Origin of the sequence: Paractinoplanes ovalisporus, assembly GCF_016834655.1 — a bacterium.
GTDB lineage: Bacteria > Actinomycetota > Actinomycetes > Mycobacteriales > Micromonosporaceae > Actinoplanes > Actinoplanes ovalisporus.
The window spans coordinates 64,313-84,170 of record NZ_JAENHP010000021.1; the positions used below are offsets into that span (position 1 = coordinate 64,313).

Here is a 19,858-nt window from a genome sequence, read left to right on the forward strand (position 1 = left end):
GCGCAGTCGCGGACTACTTGATGAGGTTGATGGTCAGCGGGTAGTTGTACGGCTCGTTGTTGCTGGCCTTCACGCCGGCGATGACGCCGAAGATGATGGCGATCAGCGCGGCGATCGGGATGATCACGAAGCCGATGACGGCGCAGGCGGTGGCCCAGCCGATCAGCGTGACGACCGACCACACGATCTGGAAGTTCAGCGCCTTGACCGCCTCGGCCCGCACGGCCGGGGACTGGTTGCCCTTGGCCAGCATGGCGATCAGCGGCACGATCCAGCCGGACAGGCCGCCGCCGACGAGGGCGCCGAGCGCGCCGCCGAAGTGGGCGATCATGATCCAGGTCTTGTCGTCCTGGTTGGGGCCGGGACCGTAACCGCCGGGCTGCTGCTGATAGCCGTACTGCGGCGGCGGGTTGCCGTATCCCGGCGGCGGCGCGCCGTAGCCGGGGCCGCCGGACGACGGCGCGCCGTACGGGCTGCCTGACGACGGCGCCCCATAAGGAGGCGGCGGAGGCGGTGTCGAACCCGAGATCGGGTCGTTAGCCGCATAAGGGTTGAACGGCGCGGTGGGGTCGTGCGGGTTACCTTCACCGGGCGGGCGAGGTGGTTCAGTCATGGCTGACACCGTAGAGCCGCAGTTCAATGCGGTCGAGAGCGACATGCTGATCGAGTCGCGGAATAGACAGAGCACTCGATCATCGCGCTCGGGTCGGCGGCGACGTAGACTGGCACTCTGTCCGCGCGAGTGCCAGTCGTTCCGTTCACCGAGGGAGGGGTCATATGAGTCTGGATGACCGCAAGCTCGAAGTGCTGCGGGCCATCGTCGAGGACTACGTCGAGACGCAGGAGCCGGTCGGTTCCAAGTCCCTCGTCGAGCGCCACCAGCTCGGCGTCTCTCCCGCTACCGTGCGTAACGACATGGCGGTGCTGGAGGAGGAGGGCTACATCCGGCAGCCGCACACCAGCGCCGGTCGTGTGCCCACCGACGCCGGCTACCGCCTGTTCGTCGACCGCCTCTCCAAGGTCAAGCCGCTCAGCCCGGCCGAGCGCCGCGCCATCGAGCGCTTCCTGATCGGCGCGGTCGACCTCGACGACGTCGTGCACCGCACGGTCCGGCTGCTCGCCCAGCTGACCCGCCAGGTCGCCGTCGTGCAATATCCGTCACTGGCCCGCTCGAGCGTGCGCCATCTGGAACTTGTCCCCATCTCGACCACCCGGCTCATGCTCGTGATGATCGCCGACACCGGCCGCGTCGAGCAGCGCCTGGTCGAACTGCCCGGGCCCGTCCCGGCCGACGACGTCACCGACCTGCGCCGCCGCGTGAACGAGAAACTGGCCGGTCAGAAGCTCGCCGACACCCCGCCGCTGGTGCAGGGCCTGGTCGACGACTGCTCGCCCGACCGCCGCGCCACCATGGCTTGCCTGGCCACGGTGCTGCTCGAGACGCTCGTCGAGCGCAGTGAGGAACGCCTCGCCTTGGCGGGCACGGCTAACCTGACTCGTGGGGGCGTGCTGGACTTCCAAGGCACGTTGCGCCCCGTCCTCGAGGCCCTCGAGGAAGAGGTCATCCTGCTGAAGTTGATCGGCGATCTGGAACCGAGCACCACCCGGGTCCGGATCGGCGACGAGAACAAGATCGACAACCTGCGGTCGGCATCCGTGGTCAGCACAGGTTATGGCCCCGGGGTGACGATCGTCGGTGGGCTCGGTGTGCTCGGTCCCACCCGGATGGATTACCCCGGCACCATCGCGACCGTGCGCGCGGTGGCACGCTACGTGGGCGACCTTCTAGCACAAAACTGACGAGGATTGCGGAGCCTGTGGCCAAGGACTACTACGGCATTCTCGGTGTGAGCCGGGAAGCCACCGACGACGAGATCAAGCGCGCCTACCGCAAACTGGCTCGGCAGTACCACCCGGACGTCAACCCCGACCCGGAAGCGCACGAGAAGTTCAAGGACATCAACGCGGCGTACGAGGTCCTGTCCGACGACCAGAAGCGGCAGATCGTCGACCTGGGCGGCGACCCCCTGGCCCCCGGTGGTGGCGGCGGCGCCGGCGGCCCCGGCGCGGGCGGCCCCTTCGTCGGCTTCCAGGACATCATGGACGCGTTCTTCGGCACGGCCGCCGGCGGCAACGCCCGCGGCCCACGCCCGCGCACCCGTCCCGGCGCCGACGCGATCCTGCGCCTCGAACTCGACCTCGTCGAGACGTCGTTCGGCGTCGAGGCCCCGATCACCGTCGACACCGCCGTGCTCTGCACCCAGTGCTCCGGCGCCGGCACCGCTCCTGGCACCCACCTGGCCACCTGCGACACGTGCGCCGGCCGGGGCGAGGTGCAGAGCGTGCAGCGCACCTTCCTGGGCCAGGTCGTCTCGTCCCGCCCCTGCGCCACCTGCCAGGGCCACGGCACCGTCATCCCGCACCCGTGCCCGACCTGCGCCGGCGACGGCCGCGTCCGCACCCGCCGCTCGCTCACGGTCAAGATCCCGGCCGGCGTCGAGGACGGCATGCGCATCCGCCTGGCCCAGCAGGGCGAGGTCGGCCCCGGCGGCGGCACCCCCGGCGATCTCTACGTCGAGATCCACGAGCGCCCGCACGACGTCTACTCCCGCAAGGGCGACGACCTGCACTGCCGCGTCACGCTCCCGATGACCGCGGCCGCCCTCGGCACCCGCCTCACGATCAAGACGCTCGACAGCGAGGAGGGCATCGAGGTCAAGGCCGGCACCCAGCCCGCGTCCACGCTGCGCATCCGCGGCAAGGGCGTGCCCCACTTGCGGGGCCAGGGCCGCGGTGACTTGTTCGTGCACCTCGACGTCAAGACGCCGACCAAGCTCTCCGCCGACCAGGAACGCATGCTGCGAGATTTCGCCAAGACCCGCGGCGAGGATGTGGCCGAGCTGAGCAAGCAGGGCGGCTTCTTCAGCCGGATGCGAGACGCCTTCAACGGCCACTGAGCCGCTCTCAGCGTCAAAATCCGGCTGGGTGGTGGAGACCGGATCTACCCCACATACAAGATCAAAGTCTCGATGTCCCGGCTGGGCGGGTGGTATGGACCGTCGCTCCCGCGGGGGTCGGATCTGCCCACACACAAGATCAAGAGCCGGATGTCCCGGCTGGGTGGTGGGTGACGGACCGTCGCTCCCGCGGGGGTCGGATCTGCCCACACAAGATCAAGAGCCGATGTCCCGGCTGGGTGGTGGGTGACAGACCGTCGCTCCCGCGGGGACCGCGGCGGCTTTCGCTGGCCGCTGACGCGTCCAGAACGCGAAACCCACCACGGCGACGTGCGTGAGGGGTCGCGCCATGCCCGCTGCGCGGTCATCCTCGTCCCCGCCCACCGCGGACGTGACCGTGCCGTCGTAGCGAGCCGGCATCGCCAGTCGCGAGCACGTGGCGGTGCCGTCGTCGTGAACTGATGCTGTCGGCGGGTCGGCGGGTCGGCGGGTCGGCGGGTCGGCGGGTCGGCGGGTCGGCGGGTCGGCGGGTCGGCGGGTCGGTGGCTGTGCTGTCGTCGGCCGGCGTTTGCGGTCGCGGGTTCGTCGCTGTGCTGTCGTCGTGGGCTGGTGTTGTCGGTCGCGGGTTCGTCGCTGTGCTGTCGTCGTGGGCTGGTGTTCTTGATCGCGGGTTCGTGATCGAGCTCGAGCTGAACTTGGCACTGATCGGCCGGCGATGTCTGTGGATGGCGGCGGAAAAGTGTCGTACCTGGGTGCTGTACTCGTCCCCACCCAGTGACCGGGGTGGGGTGTCTAGCCGGGGCGTGGCGTGCGTCCGTGGGCGTTCTGTCGTCGGGAATCGGTGCTGTCGGCCGGGCGTCCGTGATCGAACTTGATCTGAAATCCGCGCTGGTCGGCAAGCGATGTCTGTGGATGGCGGTCGAAAAGTGTCGTACCTGGCTGCTGTACTCGTCCCCACCCAGTGACCGGGGTGGGGTGTCTAACCGGGTCGAGCCGTCCAACCGGGTCGAGGCGTCCAACCGGGGCCCGGGCGTCCGACTGGGGCGGGGGTGCCGAACCAGGGGCATTCGGCCGCGGCTGGGCTGGGACGTCCAACCGGGGCAGGGCGTCCGACCGGGGACGGGGCGTCCGACCGGGGGCGGAGGTAGGCGGTCGAGGGGCGGCGCTCCAGGTCGGGTGGGATGGAAGCCCGGGCCTAACTAGGGTCGGCCGATCACGAGGGGCTGTGGCGTGGCCCAGGCGGCGACTGACGGCGTCCGAGAAACGACCATGTGCAACACAACGCCATGCGGCTGATCGCAGCCACCACCTGGACCTCGCCTCGCTTCCGCGCGATCGGCGGGGCGGGCGCCAAGCGGCAAGAGTGGACTTGGGGGCAGCTTCAACAGTCGCTGCCGAGGGCGGTCCGGTGTCTGGGGAACGGCCGTATCAGGCTGTTCGGGTTGAGCGTTGCCACTCATGCACGTCGCCTGGGTGGGTTTTGCGTTCTGGACGCGTCAGCGGCCAGCGAAACCCGCCCAGGCCCCCGCGGGAGCGACGGTCCGTCACCCACCACCCAGCCGGGACGTCCTGAATTTGATCTTCGAGAGAGCGCGAGAGAGCGCGAGAGCGCGAGAGACGGCGTGAGCGTGAAGAGACGGCGTGAGCGTGAAGAGACGGCGTGAGCGTGAAGAGACGGCGAGAGCGTGAGAGACGGGGAGAGCGTGAGAGACGGGGAGAGCGCGAGAGGCGGGGAGAGGGCGGGAGACAGCAAGAGGGCGGGAGACGGCGAGAGAGCAACCGCGAGGCTCAGTCGTCGCTGGGGAAGAGGAGCATGTCGGCGATGAAAGTGGTGACGCGGCCTGAGTGGTCGCGGCCGATCCACGTGGGGTAGGAGCCGTCGCCCCAGCCGCTGGACCAGGCGATCATGTCGCCGTCGGCCAGGACTGTGTAGCGGGGGTCGCGCAGGGTCAACGCTTGCCACTCGTCGGACAGGCGTTCGCGGTTGTCCTCGTCGGTGAAGCAGGCCATGCCGGCGTCGACGCCGAAGCCGAAGAACTCGCCGTAGCCCAGGTCGAGCATGTCCTGACCGTCGCGCAGGGCCAGCTCCCAGCGGGCGGGGCGGCGGTCGGAGATGTCGAGGCGGACGGCGGCCACGCGGGTGTGGCCGGGGTCGTCGGTGAACGTGGCCAGGCTGACCGTCGCGGGGTAGGTGCCGGGGGCGACCGTCACCGCGAACGGCTCCTCGCCGTAGTCGAGGGAGGACGGGTCGGCGGCGACCAGGCGGCCCGAGGGCAGGTTGAGCTTGCCCGCCGCGTGGGTGGAGATGCGCATGCGGCGGTCACCGACGGTGCGTTCGGTGCCTTCGCGGAACAGGGCGTCGAGGTTGCGGGGCTGCAGCGGGCGCGGTGGGTGCCAGGGGCGCTCGTCGGAGGTGCGGGCCGGCAGGCCGTGGCCGGGGGCGGCGGCGGTCACCCGGAACGGGCCGTCGGTGACCCGCGGGATCGGGCAGACCTCGGCGAACGGCTCGACGCAGGCCTCGAGGTGGATGCGGGCGGCCCGGTCGAGCAGGGCGTTCCAGCGGCCGAAGGCGGGGATGGGCAGCCGCGGGGCGGAGAAGCCGCCGTCGGCGAAGGTGTTGCGCCCGCCACGGTCGCCGGCCGGTTCGACGCTGTCGGAGCGCCAGCCGTTGAGCTGCCAGCTGGTCTTGTGGCGGGCGGCGTCGGCGCCGGGGCCGGAGCGGGTGGTCGACTCGCGCAGGAACAGGTCGCCCTCAGGGGCCCGGCGCCACTCGGTGGTGGCGGTGGGTTGGCCCGACTCGTCGTATTTGAGCACCGCGCAGTAACCCTCAGTCCACGAGATGTTCAATACGGTGTGTAAGCGCCCGCCGGCGAGCAGGACTACCGAGTAGGGCTCGCCGGCGGAATCGCGCGCTTCCGCCCCGTTGTCGGTCAGCGGGTTGACCAGCCAGCCCTCGTCCCAACCCTCGCAGTACACCGCCGCCAACGTGGTCTCCATGAGCGGCGATCTTATTCAGGTGGGAGGGGGTTCCGCCGCCCCGTAGCCGACACGAAACACTCCGCAGTTGCGAGGAAATTCGGCAACTTTGCGTCAGCGCGACGCGAGCGTGCGACCCGCGTGCGTAGCGGCCTCGTGCGCGGCCTTCTTCATCAGCTCGGCCGCCTCGAGGAACGGCTGCATCGCCGGCGTGACGGCGGCCAGGGTCAGTTCGCGCTCGATGAGGGTCAGATCGGCGCCCCACACGTCTTCGACGATGCGGCGCAGGAAGGCGGTGTTGTGGTCCCAGCCCTCGCGCGGGGTGCCGGCGCTGTAGCCGCCGCCGCGGGTGGTGAGCACGATGACCGGCTTGTCCTTGAGCAGCGGCTCGCCCTGCTCGCCGCCGGCCATGGCCAGGTCCATCCAGGTCTTGACGTGCTGCGAGACGCCCCAGTTGTAGAGCGGGAGGGCCAGGATCGCGGCCTCGGCGTCGCGCAGCTCGGAGGCCAGTCGGGTGGCCAGCGCGCGGGCCGTGCGCTGCTCATCGGTCCACTGCTCCTCGGGCACGAAGCCGGCGAGCACGGCGGTGGCCCAGGCCTCCGACGGCAGCGGGGACGCGGCGAGGTGACGGCGGACGAACGCGGTGCCCGGGCGGACGGCGGTCCACTCGGCCTCGGCGATGTCGGCCAGCTCGCTCGAGGCCGAGGCGGGGCCCTGGATGCTCGAGTCGATGCGCAGAACGGTCATGACAACTCCCTAGCGGGTTGAATGTTCAATGACGATGCTGACACCATCGGCTTGAACATTCAAGTGCGTGGAGGCGGTATTCTTCCGGCGTGAGCATGGACACGTCGGACGAGCAGGTCCCCTGGCTCGACAGTGAGGAACGCGCGGCGTGGATGACGCTGATGGCGATGGTGATGACCCTGCCCAGCGCGATCGAGGCCCAGCTCAAGCGCGACACGGGGCTCAACTTCTTCGAATACTCGATCCTCAGCTCGCTGTCGCGGCCCGAGCGTCACGCCGTGCAGATGAGCAACCTGGCGCACATGGCGGGCGGGTCGCTGTCGCGGCTGTCACACGCGGTGAGCCGGCTCGAGAAGCAGGGCTATGTGACGCGGCAGTCGGGCGGCACCGGTGAGTCCCGGTGCACCGAGGCCGTGCTGACCGAGGCGGGATACGCGGCGTTGGTGGCGGCCGCGCCGGGACACGTCCGGGAAGCTCGGCGTCTGGTCTTCGACAACCTGACCTCGGCCCAGGTGCGGCAGCTCCAGCGGATCGCCCACGAGATCACCGCGACCGCCGCGCCGGGCACCGGCAAGCACATCGACGCCGAGATCGAGGCGGCCGACCAGCGGGAACGGGAAGGCGCGGCGCCCGACGCGGTGTGCTGAGGCTCAGCCGTCGAGGCGGCTGCGGGCCCGGTCGACGAGGGTCGGGAGCAGTTCGGCCCGCCACATCTCCATGTGGACGCTGCCGCTGGACATGCCGCCGTGGGCGAACTCCTCGCGGAACACCCAGGGCGCCGGTTCGGTGGCCAGGTCGACCGCGACCACGCGGTCGAAGGTGGCCAGGAGCAGCCTCTCCACCTCGCCCACCGAAGGCGGCAGGGCGAGACCGGTGAGCTGCTCGCACATCGCGCGCCAGACCCACGGGTCGCCGCGCAGACCCCACCGCACGGGTTCGGGGTCGAAAAGGTCGGTCACGAGCCTCACGCGATCAGCGTGCCACCGGATCAGGACGAGCGCACGGCGGGAACGGCGGCCGTCAATGACCAGTCGTGGCTGATGTCGGCGGCCGCCCGCAGCAGCTTGGGCAGGTGGTCCTCGACCAGGGTCTCGACCGAGGTCTCGGCGGCGTGGACGGTCACGTTGATCGCGGCCACCACCCGGCCGTCCCCGTCGCGCACGCCGGTGGCGATCGAGCGGATGCCGGGCGCGAGGTCCTGGTCGGCCAGGGCCCAGCCCTTGGCCCGCACCTCGCGCAGCGAGGCGTCGAGCTCGGCCGGCGTGGGCTGCCAGCGTGCGGTGATGCCCGAGCGGGACGGCTGGGCCAGCACCGCGGCCAGGTCGTCGGCGGGCAGCGCGGCCAGCAGCACCTTGCCCATCGAGGTGGCCGGGGCCGGGAAGCGGGTGCCGATGGTGACCGCCAGCGTGACGATCTTCGGGACGGCGACCCGGGCCACATAGACGATGTCGTCACCGTCGAGCTGGGCCATCGAGGACGACTCGTTGGTCTGCGCGACCAGCTTCTCCATGTGGGGCCGGGCCACATCCCACATCGACAGGCTGTTCACGTACGCCATCCCGAGCTCGAGCACCCGCGGCGTGAGCGCGTAGCCCCGGCCGTCGGCCCGCACGTATCCCAGGGCCTCCAGCGTGATCAGGATGCGCCGCACGGTGGGCCGCGCGAGCCCGGTCTGACCGGCGATCTCGCTGAGCGTCATGGCCGGGGTGCCCGGACGGAATGAGCGCAGGACGTCGAGGCCGCGTGCCAGCGCCTCGATGAAGTCGGGCCCGGCGCCCCTTCCGATGTCGGTCATGGAACGGGACCCTACTTGGTGTACTGGTACGGGTTGTGCAGGATCCGGGCCTCGGGGATGTCCGGGTTCATGCCCTGCTTCCAGGCCTCTTCGCCCAGCGTCTCGCGCAGGTGGTCGATCGTGGCGTTCACCTTGGTCCGCGCGCCGGCCAGATCGGCGTCCACCAGCTTGCCGTCCCGCTTCACCGTCCGGCCGTCCACGACGACGGTGTGCACGTCGCCCCGGGCTGCTTGGAAGACCACATGCCCGTACGGGTTGAGCACCGGGAACATGACCGGGGAGGCATCATTCTTGATCAGTACGACGTCGGCCTGGCGCCCCGGGGTGAGCGCCCCGATCGAGGAGTCCATGCCCAGCGCCTTCGCCCCGCCGCGGGTGGCCCAGTCGACGACCTGCTCGGCCCGCAGGTGGTGGTGGGTGACCGTCTCCTGCTTGCCGTGCGCCTCGAGGTGCTCGCGGGCCCGGTCGGCGCTGAGCGTGGTGCGCATCGCCGAGAACAGGTCCCCGCTCCACCAGACGCTCGTGTCCATCGACAGCGACACCGGGATCCCGTGCCGGCGCAGCTGCCAGGTGGGCGGGTAACCCTGTCCCGCGCTCTGCTCGCTCTCGGTCGAGACCGACACCGAGCCGCCGCTGGCCGCGATCCGGTGGTAGGAGTCGCTGGAGAGCGTGGCCGCGTGCACATAGACGTTGCCCGGGCTCATGAAGCCGCTGTCGTGCATGAGCCGGATGCCGTCGTCGTTGGTCGCGCCCCACACCCCGGCGTGCGTGGTGACCGGGACGCCCAGTTCGCGGGCGACCTCGAACGCGGCCTTCTCGGGGAACGCCGGGTCACCGGTGACGTCGAACGCCATCTGGAAGCCGGCCAGCTTCCCGCCGTCGATGCGGCGGCGGTAGAACTCCTGGAACTGCGGCGACGTCGCCCATTCCCACGGTCCCTGTTGGATGTTCCCGTACGCGAGGACGAAGCGGCCCGGCACTGATTCGAGCGCGTCGACCGCGGCGTCGGCGTGGTCGGTGCTCTGCAGGCCGTGTGACCAGTCGACGGTCGTGGTCACGCCGGAGTCGATGGCCTCGAGCGCGCCGAGCAGGTTGCCGGCATGGATGTCCTCGGGCCGGAAGTGCTTGCCCGACTCGAGGTAGTACCAGACGAAGTACTGCGTGAGGGTCCAGTCGGCGCCGTAGCCCCGCATCGCGGTCTGCCACATGTGCCGGTGGGTGTCGACCATGCCGGGCATGAGGATGCCGCCGGAGGCGTCGATCTCCTCGTGACCGTCGGGCGCGGTCAGATCCGGCCCGATTTCGGCGATCTTGTCGTCGACGATGAGCACGTCGGCGTTTTCGAGCACAGTGTGCGAGTCGTCCATCGTCAGAACCAGGCCATTACGGAAGATCATCGCCCATCCTCTCCTGGATTTCCGGACTGTTGTCCGCCCAGCGGTCAGTCCGAGTGGCGTCAGTGTGCTCCCGGCCACTTGCAGGGTCAATAGTTTGTTTCGGCTGTGTGAAGCGCCCGTTGACACGGGTGGTGCGACGTAGCACTCTGATCGAGCGGACGAGTGTCCGCAGAACGGGCGGTACGCATGACTGAGAACGGCCCACTCGCCGGCCTGCTGGTCGCGGACTTCTCCCGGATCCTCGCCGGGCCGTACGCGACGATGCTCCTGGCCGATCTCGGCGCGACGGTGGTCAAGGTGGAGGGGCCGTCCGGCGACGACACCCGCACCTGGATGCCGCCGGTGCGGGACGGGGTCTCGACGTACTACCTGGGCATCAACCGCAACAAGCGGTCGATCGCGCTCGACCTCAAGAACGACGCCGACCTGGCCGACGCCCGGGAACTGGCCCACCGCGCCGACATCATGATCGAGAACTTCCGGCCGGGCGGGCTCAAGCGGTTCGGGCTCGACTACGACACGGTGGCCGCCGCGAACGAGAAGATCGTGTACGCGAGCATCAGCGGCTTCGGCACCGGCGAAGGGGCCGGGCTGCCCGGGTACGACCTGATGGTGCAGGCCATCTCCGGGCTGATGAGCCTCACCGGAGACGCGGACGGATCCCCGTACCGGGCGGGAATCTCGGTCTTCGACGTGATGGCCGGCATGCACGCCAACATCGGCATCCTGGCCGCCCTGCACCATCGGACCCGGACCGGGCGGGGGCAGCACGTCGAGGTCAACCTGCTCAGCTCCGCGCTCTCCGGGCTGGTCAACCATTCCAGCGGGTTCGTGGCCGGCGGCACCATCCCGTTCCGCATGGGCAACGCGCATCCGAGCCTTTTCCCGTACGAACCACTGCCGACCGCCGATGGCGAGCTGATCGTGATCGCGGGTAACGACGGGCAGTTCCGCAAGCTGTGCCAGGTGCTCGACCTGCCGGGTCTGCCCGACGACCCACGCTTCGGGCGCAACCAGGACCGCACGGCCAACCGGGAAGAACTCCGCCCCATTCTGGTCGAGCGGCTCTCCCGCCGTACGAAGGACGAATGGTTCTCCGACCTCATCGCGGCCGGCGTCCCGTGCGCGCCCATCAACACGATCGACGGCGGCGTCGCGTTCGCCGAGAAGGTCGGGCTCGACCCCGTCGTCACCACCGGCGGCGTGCCCGGCATCCGCAACCCCATCACCTTCAGTGAGAGCCGGCCGCGGTACGAGCTGCCGCCGCCCGGCCTGGACGAGCACGGCGAGGAGATCCGTAAGTGGCTGAGGAGCTAGCGTTTCCGACCGGCCTCGGCACGTCGACGCCCGAGACCATCTCGCTGCTGGGGCAAGACCTCGCGGCCGACCTGATGGGGAAGGTGGGCTTCGGCGAGCTGGCGTTCTGGCTGGTCGCCGGGCGTCGTCCCACGGCCGGTGAGGTACGGGTCTTCGAGGCGGTGCTGGTGGCGCTGGCCGACCACGGATTCACGCCGACGGCGATCGCGGCCCGCCTGACCTACCTGTCGGCGCCCGATTCGCTGCAGGGCGCGATGGCGGCCGGGCTGCTCGGGGGCGGGTCACGGTTCCTGGGCGTGACCGAGGACTGTGGACAGTTTCTCGCCCGGACCCTGGTCGAGGCCGGCACCGAGCGGGACTACGACGTGATCGCTCTGGAGGCGGTCCGTCAGGCCAAGGCCGCCAAGCGTTTCATCCCGGGCCTGGGTCATCCCGTTCACAAGGACCAGGATCCCCGTACGCCGGTGCTTCTCCGGATCGCTGAGGAGGAAGGCCTGCGCGGGCCGCATCTGCGGTTGTTCGAGGCGATCGGGCGCGTGCACCCGTCCGTACTCGGGAAGCGGTTGCCTTTGAACGGGGCCGGCGTGTGCGGTGCGGCGCTGGCCGACCTGGGGCTCCCGACCGACCTGCTCCGGGGGTTCGCGTTGCTGGCGCGGGCGGCCGGGCTGCTCGGCCAGATCGCCGAGGAGCGGCGCAATCCCATCGCCATGGACATCTATCGCACCGTCGACCGTAATGCCGTTTACGAGCCCCGGAAGGATTGAGGCATGGCCAGCATCGTCGCGGTCATCGCGTCCACCCACCACCCGTTCTACTACCGCGCCTCGACTTCGACGGGTGAGGACCGCCCGCCGTTCGCCGACGAGTGGACCCGCAAGATCCTGGCCTTCCGCGAGACTCTGACCCGGGCCAACCCCGACGTGCTGGTGATGGTCGGCTCCGACCACTTCCACCAGCTGTGGCTCGACAACATGCCGCAGTTCCTGGTCGGCAAGGCGCCCTTCTACGACGCCAACTGGTACAACGAGGAACGCGAGTTCGGCCTGCCCCGCATGCTGCTCAAGGGCCAGGAAGACCTCTCGGCGCACATCCTGCGGGCCGGCCTCGACGACGGATTCGACCTGGCGTTCAGCAACGAGCTGCGCATCGACCACAGCATCACCTGCCCGATCATCACGCTGCGGCCCGAGGCCGACCTGCCGATCGTGCCGATCTACACCAACATCTTCGCGCCGCCGCTGCCCCAGCCGTCCCGCTTCGTCAAGCTGGGCGAGTCGATCCGGCGCATCGTCGAATCGTGGCCGTCGCACCTGCGGGTGGCGGTCATCGGGACCGGGCACCTGTCGCTCGAGCTGGGCGGCCCCCGGCAGTTCGGCCCGCACGGCCCCGACCCCGAGTTCGACCGGCGGGCCGTCGAGTGGATCGCGACCGGCGACCTCGACAACTGCCTGCGCGAGGTGACCCTGGACAGCCTGCACTCGCCCGGCAACGCCACCCACGGGTTCATGGATTTCATGCTGATGATGGGTGTGGCCGGCGCCGGAGCGAAGGCCGATTACGTGGACACGCTCGACCTGTTCCACACGATGGAGGCCTACTTCACCTGGTACCCCTCCTCGTCGTCCGGAGGTTCGCTGTGAGCAAGTATCTGCTGAACAAGTTCCTCTACACAGTGGACCGCGACCCCGACCTCGTGGAGCGATACCGCGCCACGCCGGCCGAACTGGTCACGTGGTGGGAGGACTCGCGCGCGAACATGGTGCTGAACTGCCTCACCGGTGAGGCCAGCACGTGGTTGCGCTTCACCGACGAGGAACGTACGGCGCTGATCGCGCACGACCACGTCAAGCTGTTCGAGCTGGGCGCCCACCCGTTCCTGACGCTGACGCTGTTCATCGCCATGTTCGAGCGCGACAACACCGAGCCGTTGGAGTACCAGAAGGCGTACGGTGCCCGGATGGCCCACTTCAACCTGCCCTACCCGGACATAGCCACATGATTCCCGCGGCCGTGCTGCGGGTGTGCGGTCGCCCGCCGTCCATCGAGGAGAGGCGGCCGCCCGTCCCCCACGCGGGCGAGGTCCCGATCCGCGTCGTGGCGGCGCCGATCACCCCGCTCGACCTGCTCTGCGCGTCGGGCACAAGCTACTTCGGACAACCCGCGACCCCGTACGTACCCGGGGTGCAGGGAGTCGGCCATCGCGAGGACGGCACACCGGTCTGGTTCGCGACGTCCGCCGGGATGCGTCCAGGTGACGGCAGCATGGCCGCCGAGGTCGTCATCCCGTACGTGGATGTGGTCCCCCTGCCCCCATCGGCGCCCCTGCCCCTGATCGCGGCCCTGGGTTTGTCGGCGGTGGCCGCACATGCCGCCCTGACCCGAACCGGCGGCCTGGCTGCGGGCGAGGTGGTCGTGGTGCTCGGAGCCGGCGGGGTGGTCGGCCAGGCCGCGATCCAGCTGGCCCTGCTCGGCGGCGCATCCCGGGTGATAGCGGTGTCCCGCTCGGCGGCGGCCCTCGACCGCGCCCGCTCACTGGGCGCGGTGGAGACCGTGCAATTGTTGCCGTCCGACGACCCGGTTTCCCTGGCTTCCCGGTTGCAGGCGGTCGCGGGTCTGGTTGATCTCGTGCTGGACCCGGTCTTCGGCGTGCCCGCGGCGGCCGCTCTGCGGGTGCTGCGTCCCGGCGGCCGCCTGGTCAATCTGGGCAGCTCAGCCGGCGCAACCGCCCCATTGGACTCGGCAACGCTGCGCAGTGGTTCGCTGAAGATCCTGGGTTACACCAACAACGGCCTGTCGGTGGGCGAGCGGGCCGACTCCCTCGGTGTGGTGGCCGCCCACGCCACCGAGGGCAACCTCACCGTCACACACGAGGTCGTGCCGTTCGCCGACGTGGCCACCGGCTGGACACGCCAGTCGGCTGGAGAGGCCGACGGCCGGATCGTGCTGGCTTTCTGATCGGTCAGCGAGCCGGCCGGATCTGCTCGGCTACTCCTGGTCGAACGGCGTGTAGGCGAGGCCTTCTCCGTGCGAGGGATCGATGCGGTCGGCCTCGGCCCGGCCCCATGCGATCCAGTGGGCCCGGTTGGCGGCGATGTCGGGATCGTCGTGCACGCCGGCCATCATGAGTGCGTCGCAGAACGCCCGAATCTCCTGCGCAGCGGACCAGGCGCCGAGAGCCTCCTGGAATGCCTTCGCCCGCCGTGCGGCCGCCGCTCTCGATCTCGCCGGATGCTCGCGAGGCTCTTCTGGCTGTTCGCGGGGTTGTTCCGCCCGCTCCAGGCGCTCCGTGATGCTTTCCGGCCGGATGGCCTCACCGGCGTGGGCGGCTTCGATGCGCGCGGCGCGGGCATAACCGAATTCTCGGAGGATCCGTGGCATCCGTCGTTCGATCGTGGTGCGTCGGTGGTCGGACCAACTGAGGAAGTCGTCTTCGCCCGGACGACCGATCTCCAGGGTCAGCTGCCCCGGCGTCGCCCCGTCGTCCTTCTCCCGGACAGCCAGCGCGAAGCGATCGCCTTCCATCACGAGGTAGAGCTCGGGATGGTCGGAAGCATTGCTCAGAACAACACGACCGTGGGGCCGGGCCTGCTCGGCCAGTAGGCGCAAGATATCGATGGCTCGAGGCAACAGCGCGTCGGACACCTGCAGGCAGCAGGAGTTCGCTCCGAGGCCGGCGAGGTCGGAACTGTCCACAGGTGATGCTTCGATCAGCGGATCGGCAGCAAGCGGGTCCTCTTCGGGGACGAGTCGCATGATGAGGTCGCCTGAGCTGCGGCCGGTGTGGTCGAGCTGGAAACCGTCCGGGACGAGGCCGTACTGAACGGCCGAGTGGAGTGCCTGCCGGTGAGAGGCACGCGACACGGGGCCGGGGTTGGCCAGGCGAAGGGTTCCGCCGGCTCGTTGAATCGCCGCGATCAGGTCGCGGGCCACCCGCTGCCGCTCCTCTTCGACGCGGCGGCCGGTGTCGGCCTTGCGTTGCCGGGCGGCGTCGTCGGGCAGGCCCGTGGGCCGGGGCCCCTTCTTCAGATAGGTCCGCCCGGCGGCGGTTATCTCCACCCGCTGCACGTCGTCGCGCCGGCTGAACTGCACCAGCCGCTTGCTGTTCAGGCTCAAGGCCGTGATCCGTTGCCGTAGACCGTCCGGCCCGCTGAGATCATCGCCGTCAGCGACCTGCTGAAGAAGCTTCCACTGCCGCGCCGACAGATGTCCCCAAGTCCCCATGATCAAACTCTGGCGGCACCCTCCTTGAACTGGCAATACCCTCCGTCACAGCGGCAGGATTTCGATTTCGCGCAGACGGTCCTGGTTCAGGGCTGTGACCCGGCCGTTGGTGACGGTGATCGTCACGAGCAGCATGTGCCGTCGTTACCGCCGGCTGGTCCCGCCAAGCCGCAGGCTTGCCGCTCAGGCCCCTGGTCATGTTCGCAAGACCGCTCGAACTCGCCATCGCTGCGGGAGTCGGCGACACCATAAGGGACGCGCCGCTTGGCGGCGGTCAATAGCAGGAAGGGGCGATCTCGTCTAGCGGCCAAGCTGTGAACCGGAGATATCGGCGAGAGTGATCACTTATCGCTGGATGATGCTTGCTTTTCAACCGGCCATTCGAACATCCATTGAAGCCAGGATACTTGTGAGATTCGAGAGGGGACGTGTCCGGTCCAGACTTCTGTGGCGATGGTGACCGCCGACCCGAGCACGGCCGGCCACATGTTGGATGACACTAGGCTGCCGACAAGGCCGGTCCCGGCGGTCGCAATACTGCTGGCTCGTTCGAGGCGGTCATAGCCTCGGACGTTGGCCGGCAGCTTCAGCTTGGCGCTGAGCTCGCGCAGCGACTCTCGGCTGACGGAACCGGGCGAGCGAAGTTCGGTGAAGCCTTCGCTCCGAACATGACCACGCGCTTCGTGCAGCATGCTCGTGAACCAATCCTCATCGCGGCCCCGTGCCATAAGCGCGATCGATGGACCGAGTCTGAACGGGATAGTTTTCAGTACGCCGTTGGCAGGTGCTTCTGATCGATGCAGGAATTCGAAGGACTGCTTACCGCGGATCGGGTGGGTCAGATAATAGCCACCGTTCGCCCGTTCGGCGTAGATCAGGTATTTCAGAACGAGGTCGACCAGGTAGAGCACCTGTTCGGAGCTTGCGCCGATGCTATGCAGAATGCGCTCCGTGTGCCTGTTCGCAACCAGGGACGGCAGGTCAAAGACGTGATGACTCCCCGCGTCTCCAGATCTGTGTTGAGTCTGCTTTGCTATCCAGCGGGATTCGTGCACACTCAAAAATCCTCGAACATCTCGGGCGTTGGCGGCCACGAAAGCCGCGAACTCCGCCAGAATGGGATCGAGCAGGTCGGGCACGAGTACTCTGTGCCCAACTGATGGTGCAAGATCCAATACGAGCCAGCCTGGATCTCGTCGCTGAAGGTCAGTGAGAATTTTTGGTGTCGCAGTGGTGTCATCGATGCTGGAAACGCCGGGTGGGACCGCTACCGGGCACTTGACTTGGTCGTGCCAGATGATGAGGTCGACGAAGTCGGCGACAAGTCTCTGGCCCCATGGATCAGGCGGCCCTGATGTGAATAATGATTGAATGGCGTTGACGGTAGTCAGATCAAATTGGGGCGTCTTGGTGTGGTGTTCCACGATTTCCGCCTTATGATCGCCGCATAGCCTTATCGCTGATGATATGCGACCCGGGCAACAGATTACAGGGCGGCGGAGCTCGGTACTTGCGACCGTTGCCGATTTCGCGTCTGCCCCTCCCTCCGTAATTCATCATCGAATCCGCCGTTAAGGACAGGTTCCGGTCTGTGGATCGAGGAACGATGACCGGTTCTGTTACAGGGGCAGGATCTCCAGCTCTCGCAGGCGGTCTTGGTTGGTTACGGCGTTCAGGGCTGTGATCCGGCCGTCGGTCACGGTGATGGTCACGACCAGCATGGTGTCGTCGTGGGGGGCGACCCGGATGCCCAGCTCGCCGTTGATGAGGGCCGGGTAGGCGCCCTGCGCGCGGCCCAAGTAGAACTGCGCGACGTCTCGGGCTCCGTGCATCTCGGTCGGCAGGTCGAGGTACTGCTCGTCCATGCGCAGGTGGACGTCGGGGTCGAGGAGGCTCAACAGGGTCTCGAAGTCGCCGTCTCGGGAAGCGGCCAGGAAGGCGTCCACGATTTCGCGGCCGGCGGGACGGTCGGCGGGCTGGGAACGGACCCGGCGGCGGGCTCGGCTGGCCAGCTGGCGGGCCGCCGAAGGGGAGCGGCCAACGATGGGGGCCACCTCGTCGAACGGGACCGCGAACAAGTCGTGCAGCACGAAGGCCAAGCGCTCGGCGGGAGTCAGGGTCTCCAGGACGACCAACAGGGCCAGGCCTACCGAGTCGGCCAGCAACGCCTCGTCCTCGGGGGTGTGGGCGGTGGGGGACTCGGTCAGGGCGGTCTCGCGGCGGGACGTCCGGGAGCGCAGCATGTCGAGGCAGACGCGGCCCACGACCGTGGTCAGCCAGGCGTCGACGTTGTCGATGTGCTCGGAGCCGGTGCGGTTGAGGCGCAGCCAAGCCTCCTGTACGGCGTCCTCGGCCTCGGCGGTTGAGCCGAGCATGCGGTAGGCGACCGCGCGCAAGCGGGGGCGGGCTGCCTCGAAACGCTCTTCCATGTCGGGCTCCTTGTAGTGGCCTGCGTCACATCGGTCACATCGGGCCGGTGCGAACCGTCGGCTGTCTGACGGAGCAGAGCGCGTTGATGTGACGCGCCGCCGTGAAAAACACGGAGGACAGAATCATGCAGGCTCGGATGGAGAACCCGGCCGGCTTTCTGCCGGAGTCGGTCAAGGCGATCAACATCCTCTACAAGTCGGCGCACTCGGTGGGGGTGGACCCGGCGATTCTGGAACTGGTGCATCTGCGGGCCAGCCAGATCAACGGCTGCGCGCCCTGTGTCGAGTCGGGGGCCCGCAACGCCAGGAAGAACGGGGAGACCGACGAGCGGCTGTTCACTGTGGCCGTATGGCGGGAGACGCCCTGGTTCAGCGACGCCGAACGGGCCGCGCTGGCGCTCTCGGAGCACGCCACGCGGATGGCCGACAACCCGGACGCCGTACCGGACGCGGTCTGGGACGAAGCCGCCAAGCACTTCGACGAGCCGCAACTGGCCGCGATCGTGCTGTGGATCGCGGTGACCAACTTCTTCAATCGGATCAACGTCACGACCCGGCAGCAGGCCCCACAGAACTGGGGGTGAGGGTCTAACATCCGGGGCATGACGGGGAGTGAAGTGCCCCGCACGGTGCGGACGGCGACCCTGCTGGCCTGGCTCATGGTGCCGGCCGGTGCACTGCTGATCACGGCCGGCGTTCTCGATCTCGTCTGGTGGGCCGCGCCCGACGCGCATCGGCTGACGGCGCTCCTGCACGACATCGAGAACGAGTACGGCATCATCCCGCCCGCCCTCATCCGGGACGGGCGGGGAGCGGTCACGCTGATCGTCCTGGGAACGGCCGGTCTCGCGTACGCGGGAATGGCGCCCTTGATCCGCAAAGGCGTGCGGTGGGCGCGCAGTTGGGCCCTGGGCGGCGCCATCGGAGTCTTCTTCTTCGGGATCATCACCATCGGCGCCGACGCCAGCCAGCCCCGATATCTGCGCGACTATTTCGGCACGCTGACCGCGGCCACCATCGGCGACCGCATCCCGCAGATCGAGGCCGCGCTGTATCCGGCGTTCTACAACTGGTTCGAAGATCTCGCCCAGGGTATCGGGACGGCGGTCGCGTTCGGCGTGGTCACCACGCTGATCTGGGCCGTTGTCGCCGACCCCGACCACTTCTACATACGCTCCGGCCGCGCCGAAGACTCCGACGAGTGGGACGAGGCGATCGCCCGCATCCGGGCCACCAGGAAGCCGGGTGATCAGGGCTGAAACCCGTCCAGGTCGGCGCGCAACCGGTCGGGAACGGGGGTCAGCAGCTCGACCAGCGTGTCCGCGCTGACGTGCAACCGTTGCTGGATCTCGGTCAGGCTGTGCCCCTCGGCGTACAGGACGAGGGCTTCCCGCTGCCGGGGCACCGCCGGCGTGGGACGCAGGTCGAGCCCGGCCTGCCGCAACGTCTCGCGCAGGGCCCGGATCTCCGCCTCGTACCGCTCGCCGCTCAGCCCGGCCTGCTGCAGGGCCGCGGTGAGCCGCCGTCCGCGCCGGGCCTGGCCCAGCACCTCGCGCAGGCGGGCCTCGACCGGCAGGCCGTCGCGCCCGGTCACGTCGACGATGGCCTGCGCGAGACCGGCCCCGAGGTGGAACGGGTGGGTGACGGCCCGGCAGAGCGTGTCGGCCAGGTGGGTCGCGCCCAGCCCCTTCACGACCACGTCGTTGGCGCCGCTCGCCCAGGCCGCGACCTTCGCCCGCGCGTCCACGGCGTTCGTGTGGACCACTGTGGGCACGGCGTCGGCAAGCATTTCCCGTACGAGGTCAGGTGGCGCTGCCCCGAGCGGGTCCAGAAGCCGTACGTCGCAAGGGTTTTCCGAACCGGGCTCGAGCACCCGCAGGCGTGGATCGGCCGCCAGGGTTCCCCGTACGAGATCGTGGTCGTCGAACACCGCGACGTGCAGCCGCATCAGCCCGTCCCCCTCCGGTCTTTCCCGCCAGGCTAAGCACATGCGTCCGCACGTCGCGAGTCATCGAACGG

20 protein-coding genes are annotated in these 19,858 nt (G+C 69.0%); 10 read left to right on the plus strand and 10 right to left on the minus strand.

The genetic code is table 11. The annotated features are described in order from the left end of the window. Positions 1-13: 13 nt before the first annotated feature. Positions 14-613, minus strand: coding sequence for a DUF4870 domain-containing protein (locus JIG36_RS40005; RefSeq protein ID WP_203381679.1), 600 nt, complete (start codon positions 611-613; stop codon positions 14-16). A 164-nt stretch (positions 614-777) separates the two neighbouring features. Between JIG36_RS40005 and hrcA the strand changes: the two genes are divergently transcribed. Next, positions 778-1,800, plus strand: coding sequence for a heat-inducible transcriptional repressor HrcA (gene hrcA / locus JIG36_RS40010; RefSeq protein WP_203381680.1), 1,023 nt, complete (start codon positions 778-780; stop codon positions 1,798-1,800). A gap of 17 nt (positions 1,801-1,817) precedes the next feature. Continuing rightward, positions 1,818-2,957, plus strand: a complete 1,140-nt coding sequence (dnaJ, locus tag JIG36_RS40015) for a molecular chaperone DnaJ (protein WP_203381681.1) — start codon at positions 1,818-1,820, stop codon at positions 2,955-2,957. A 1,788-nt stretch (positions 2,958-4,745) separates the two neighbouring features. Here the strand turns inward: dnaJ and JIG36_RS40020 are convergent. Together JIG36_RS40020 and JIG36_RS40025 are read right to left on the minus strand one after the other, a co-directional pair. Next, positions 4,746-5,954 (minus strand): DUF4241 domain-containing protein, encoded by a 1,209-nt coding sequence (locus JIG36_RS40020; RefSeq protein WP_203381682.1) that lies wholly within the window; start codon positions 5,952-5,954, stop codon positions 4,746-4,748. 93 nt (positions 5,955-6,047) lie between these two features. Beyond that, entirely contained in the window at positions 6,048-6,680 is a 633-nt protein-coding gene (locus tag JIG36_RS40025) for an FMN-dependent NADH-azoreductase (RefSeq protein ID WP_203381683.1), read from the minus strand. A gap of 95 nt (positions 6,681-6,775) precedes the next feature. Here JIG36_RS40025 and JIG36_RS40030 point away from each other — a divergent pair, with 95 nt between their 5' ends. Beyond that, positions 6,776-7,327 carry a MarR family winged helix-turn-helix transcriptional regulator gene (locus JIG36_RS40030; RefSeq protein WP_236049186.1) on the plus strand — a complete coding sequence of 184 codons (552 nt, stop codon included), beginning with the start codon at positions 6,776-6,778 and terminating at the stop codon, positions 7,325-7,327. Between the two features lie 3 nt (positions 7,328-7,330). On the opposite strand, the gene JIG36_RS40035 is transcribed toward JIG36_RS40030, so the two are convergent. The 3 genes from JIG36_RS40035 to JIG36_RS40045 are packed head-to-tail and all read right to left on the minus strand — an operon-like array spanning position 7,331 to position 9,872. Next, positions 7,331-7,648: a hypothetical protein gene (locus JIG36_RS40035; RefSeq protein WP_203381685.1), complete on the minus strand. Its 318-nt coding sequence runs from the start codon at positions 7,646-7,648 to the stop codon at positions 7,331-7,333. Positions 7,649-7,668: 20 nt separating this feature from the next. Next, positions 7,669-8,475: an IclR family transcriptional regulator domain-containing protein gene (locus tag JIG36_RS40040; RefSeq protein WP_203381686.1), complete on the minus strand. Its 807-nt coding sequence runs from the start codon at positions 8,473-8,475 to the stop codon at positions 7,669-7,671. Between the two features lie 11 nt (positions 8,476-8,486). After that, complete coding sequence (locus JIG36_RS40045; protein WP_203381687.1) at positions 8,487-9,872, minus strand: amidohydrolase family protein; 1,386 nt, start codon at positions 9,870-9,872, stop codon at positions 8,487-8,489. A gap of 186 nt (positions 9,873-10,058) precedes the next feature. On the opposite strand from JIG36_RS40045, the gene JIG36_RS40050 reads away from it, so the two are divergent. Genes JIG36_RS40050 through JIG36_RS40070 form a run of 5 tightly spaced genes read left to right on the plus strand, consistent with a single transcriptional unit; the run spans position 10,059 to position 14,144 of the window. After that, positions 10,059-11,189, plus strand: a complete 1,131-nt coding sequence (locus tag JIG36_RS40050; RefSeq protein WP_203381688.1) for a CaiB/BaiF CoA transferase family protein — start codon at positions 10,059-10,061, stop codon at positions 11,187-11,189. Beyond that, the gene (locus JIG36_RS40055) at positions 11,174-11,953 is read left to right on the plus strand and encodes a citryl-CoA lyase (RefSeq protein WP_203381689.1); all 780 of its coding nucleotides are present in this window, start codon (positions 11,174-11,176) and stop codon (positions 11,951-11,953) included. Before JIG36_RS40050 ends, JIG36_RS40055 begins: the two co-directional genes overlap by 16 nt. 3 nt (positions 11,954-11,956) lie before the next feature. After that, on the plus strand, positions 11,957-12,829 hold the full coding sequence (locus tag JIG36_RS40060; RefSeq protein ID WP_203381690.1) for a DODA-type extradiol aromatic ring-opening family dioxygenase: 873 nt from the start codon (positions 11,957-11,959) through the stop codon (positions 12,827-12,829). Then, positions 12,826-13,188, plus strand: coding sequence for a hypothetical protein (locus JIG36_RS40065; protein ID WP_203381691.1), 363 nt, complete (start codon positions 12,826-12,828; stop codon positions 13,186-13,188). Before JIG36_RS40060 ends, JIG36_RS40065 begins: the two co-directional genes overlap by 4 nt. Further along, positions 13,185-14,144, plus strand: coding sequence for a quinone oxidoreductase family protein (locus JIG36_RS40070; RefSeq protein WP_203381692.1), 960 nt, complete (start codon positions 13,185-13,187; stop codon positions 14,142-14,144). The genes JIG36_RS40065 and JIG36_RS40070 overlap by 4 nt, the downstream gene beginning before the upstream one ends. 30 nt (positions 14,145-14,174) lie before the next feature. Here the strand turns inward: JIG36_RS40070 and JIG36_RS40075 are convergent, their stop codons facing one another. The 3 genes from JIG36_RS40075 to JIG36_RS40085 all read right to left on the minus strand — a co-directional run bounded on the left by JIG36_RS40075 (position 14,175) and on the right by JIG36_RS40085 (position 17,839). Further along, positions 14,175-15,410: a hypothetical protein gene (locus tag JIG36_RS40075; protein WP_203381693.1), complete on the minus strand. Its 1,236-nt coding sequence runs from the start codon at positions 15,408-15,410 to the stop codon at positions 14,175-14,177. A gap of 341 nt (positions 15,411-15,751) precedes the next feature. After that, positions 15,752-16,834 (minus strand): hypothetical protein, encoded by a 1,083-nt coding sequence (locus tag JIG36_RS40080; protein WP_203381694.1) that lies wholly within the window; start codon positions 16,832-16,834, stop codon positions 15,752-15,754. Between the two features lie 195 nt (positions 16,835-17,029). Further along, positions 17,030-17,839 carry a sigma-70 family RNA polymerase sigma factor gene (locus JIG36_RS40085; RefSeq protein ID WP_203381695.1) on the minus strand — a complete coding sequence of 270 codons (810 nt, stop codon included), beginning with the start codon at positions 17,837-17,839 and terminating at the stop codon, positions 17,030-17,032. A gap of 125 nt (positions 17,840-17,964) precedes the next feature. On the opposite strand from JIG36_RS40085, the gene JIG36_RS40090 reads away from it, so the two are divergent. Together JIG36_RS40090 and JIG36_RS40095 are read left to right on the plus strand one after the other, a co-directional pair. Then, positions 17,965-18,423, plus strand: coding sequence for a carboxymuconolactone decarboxylase family protein (locus JIG36_RS40090; protein WP_203381696.1), 459 nt, complete (start codon positions 17,965-17,967; stop codon positions 18,421-18,423). A gap of 18 nt (positions 18,424-18,441) precedes the next feature. Beyond that, positions 18,442-19,098: a hypothetical protein gene (locus JIG36_RS40095; RefSeq protein ID WP_203381697.1), complete on the plus strand. Its 657-nt coding sequence runs from the start codon at positions 18,442-18,444 to the stop codon at positions 19,096-19,098. Here the strand turns inward: JIG36_RS40095 and JIG36_RS40100 are convergent. Beyond that, positions 19,089-19,787 (minus strand): helix-turn-helix domain-containing protein, encoded by a 699-nt coding sequence (locus tag JIG36_RS40100; RefSeq protein WP_203381698.1) that lies wholly within the window; start codon positions 19,785-19,787, stop codon positions 19,089-19,091. The two genes, JIG36_RS40095 and JIG36_RS40100, sit on opposite strands and share 10 nt — an antisense overlap. Between the last annotated feature and the right edge of the window lie 71 nt (positions 19,788-19,858).

Coding starts and splice junctions, on each gene's coding strand:
- JIG36_RS40005 (WP_203381679.1), bottom strand. CDS start 613: ATGACTGAACCACCTCGCCCGCCCGGTGAAGGTAACCCGCACGACCCC.
- hrcA (WP_203381680.1), top strand. CDS start 778: ATGAGTCTGGATGACCGCAAGCTCGAAGTGCTGCGGGCCATCGTCGAG.
- JIG36_RS40020 (WP_203381682.1), bottom strand. CDS start 5,954: ATGGAGACCACGTTGGCGGCGGTGTACTGCGAGGGTTGGGACGAGGGC.
- JIG36_RS40025 (WP_203381683.1), bottom strand. CDS start 6,680: ATGACCGTTCTGCGCATCGACTCGAGCATCCAGGGCCCCGCCTCGGCC.
- JIG36_RS40030 (WP_236049186.1), top strand. CDS start 6,776: ATGGACACGTCGGACGAGCAGGTCCCCTGGCTCGACAGTGAGGAACGC.
- JIG36_RS40040 (WP_203381686.1), bottom strand. CDS start 8,475: ATGACCGACATCGGAAGGGGCGCCGGGCCCGACTTCATCGAGGCGCTG.
- JIG36_RS40045 (WP_203381687.1), bottom strand. CDS start 9,872: ATGATCTTCCGTAATGGCCTGGTTCTGACGATGGACGACTCGCACACT.
- JIG36_RS40050 (WP_203381688.1), top strand. CDS start 10,059: ATGACTGAGAACGGCCCACTCGCCGGCCTGCTGGTCGCGGACTTCTCC.
- JIG36_RS40060 (WP_203381690.1), top strand. CDS start 11,957: ATGGCCAGCATCGTCGCGGTCATCGCGTCCACCCACCACCCGTTCTAC.
- JIG36_RS40070 (WP_203381692.1), top strand. CDS start 13,185: ATGATTCCCGCGGCCGTGCTGCGGGTGTGCGGTCGCCCGCCGTCCATC.
- JIG36_RS40075 (WP_203381693.1), bottom strand. CDS start 15,410: ATGGGGACTTGGGGACATCTGTCGGCGCGGCAGTGGAAGCTTCTTCAG.
- JIG36_RS40085 (WP_203381695.1), bottom strand. CDS start 17,839: ATGGAAGAGCGTTTCGAGGCAGCCCGCCCCCGCTTGCGCGCGGTCGCC.
- JIG36_RS40090 (WP_203381696.1), top strand. CDS start 17,965: ATGCAGGCTCGGATGGAGAACCCGGCCGGCTTTCTGCCGGAGTCGGTC.
- JIG36_RS40095 (WP_203381697.1), top strand. CDS start 18,442: ATGACGGGGAGTGAAGTGCCCCGCACGGTGCGGACGGCGACCCTGCTG.
- JIG36_RS40100 (WP_203381698.1), bottom strand. CDS start 19,787: ATGCGGCTGCACGTCGCGGTGTTCGACGACCACGATCTCGTACGGGGA.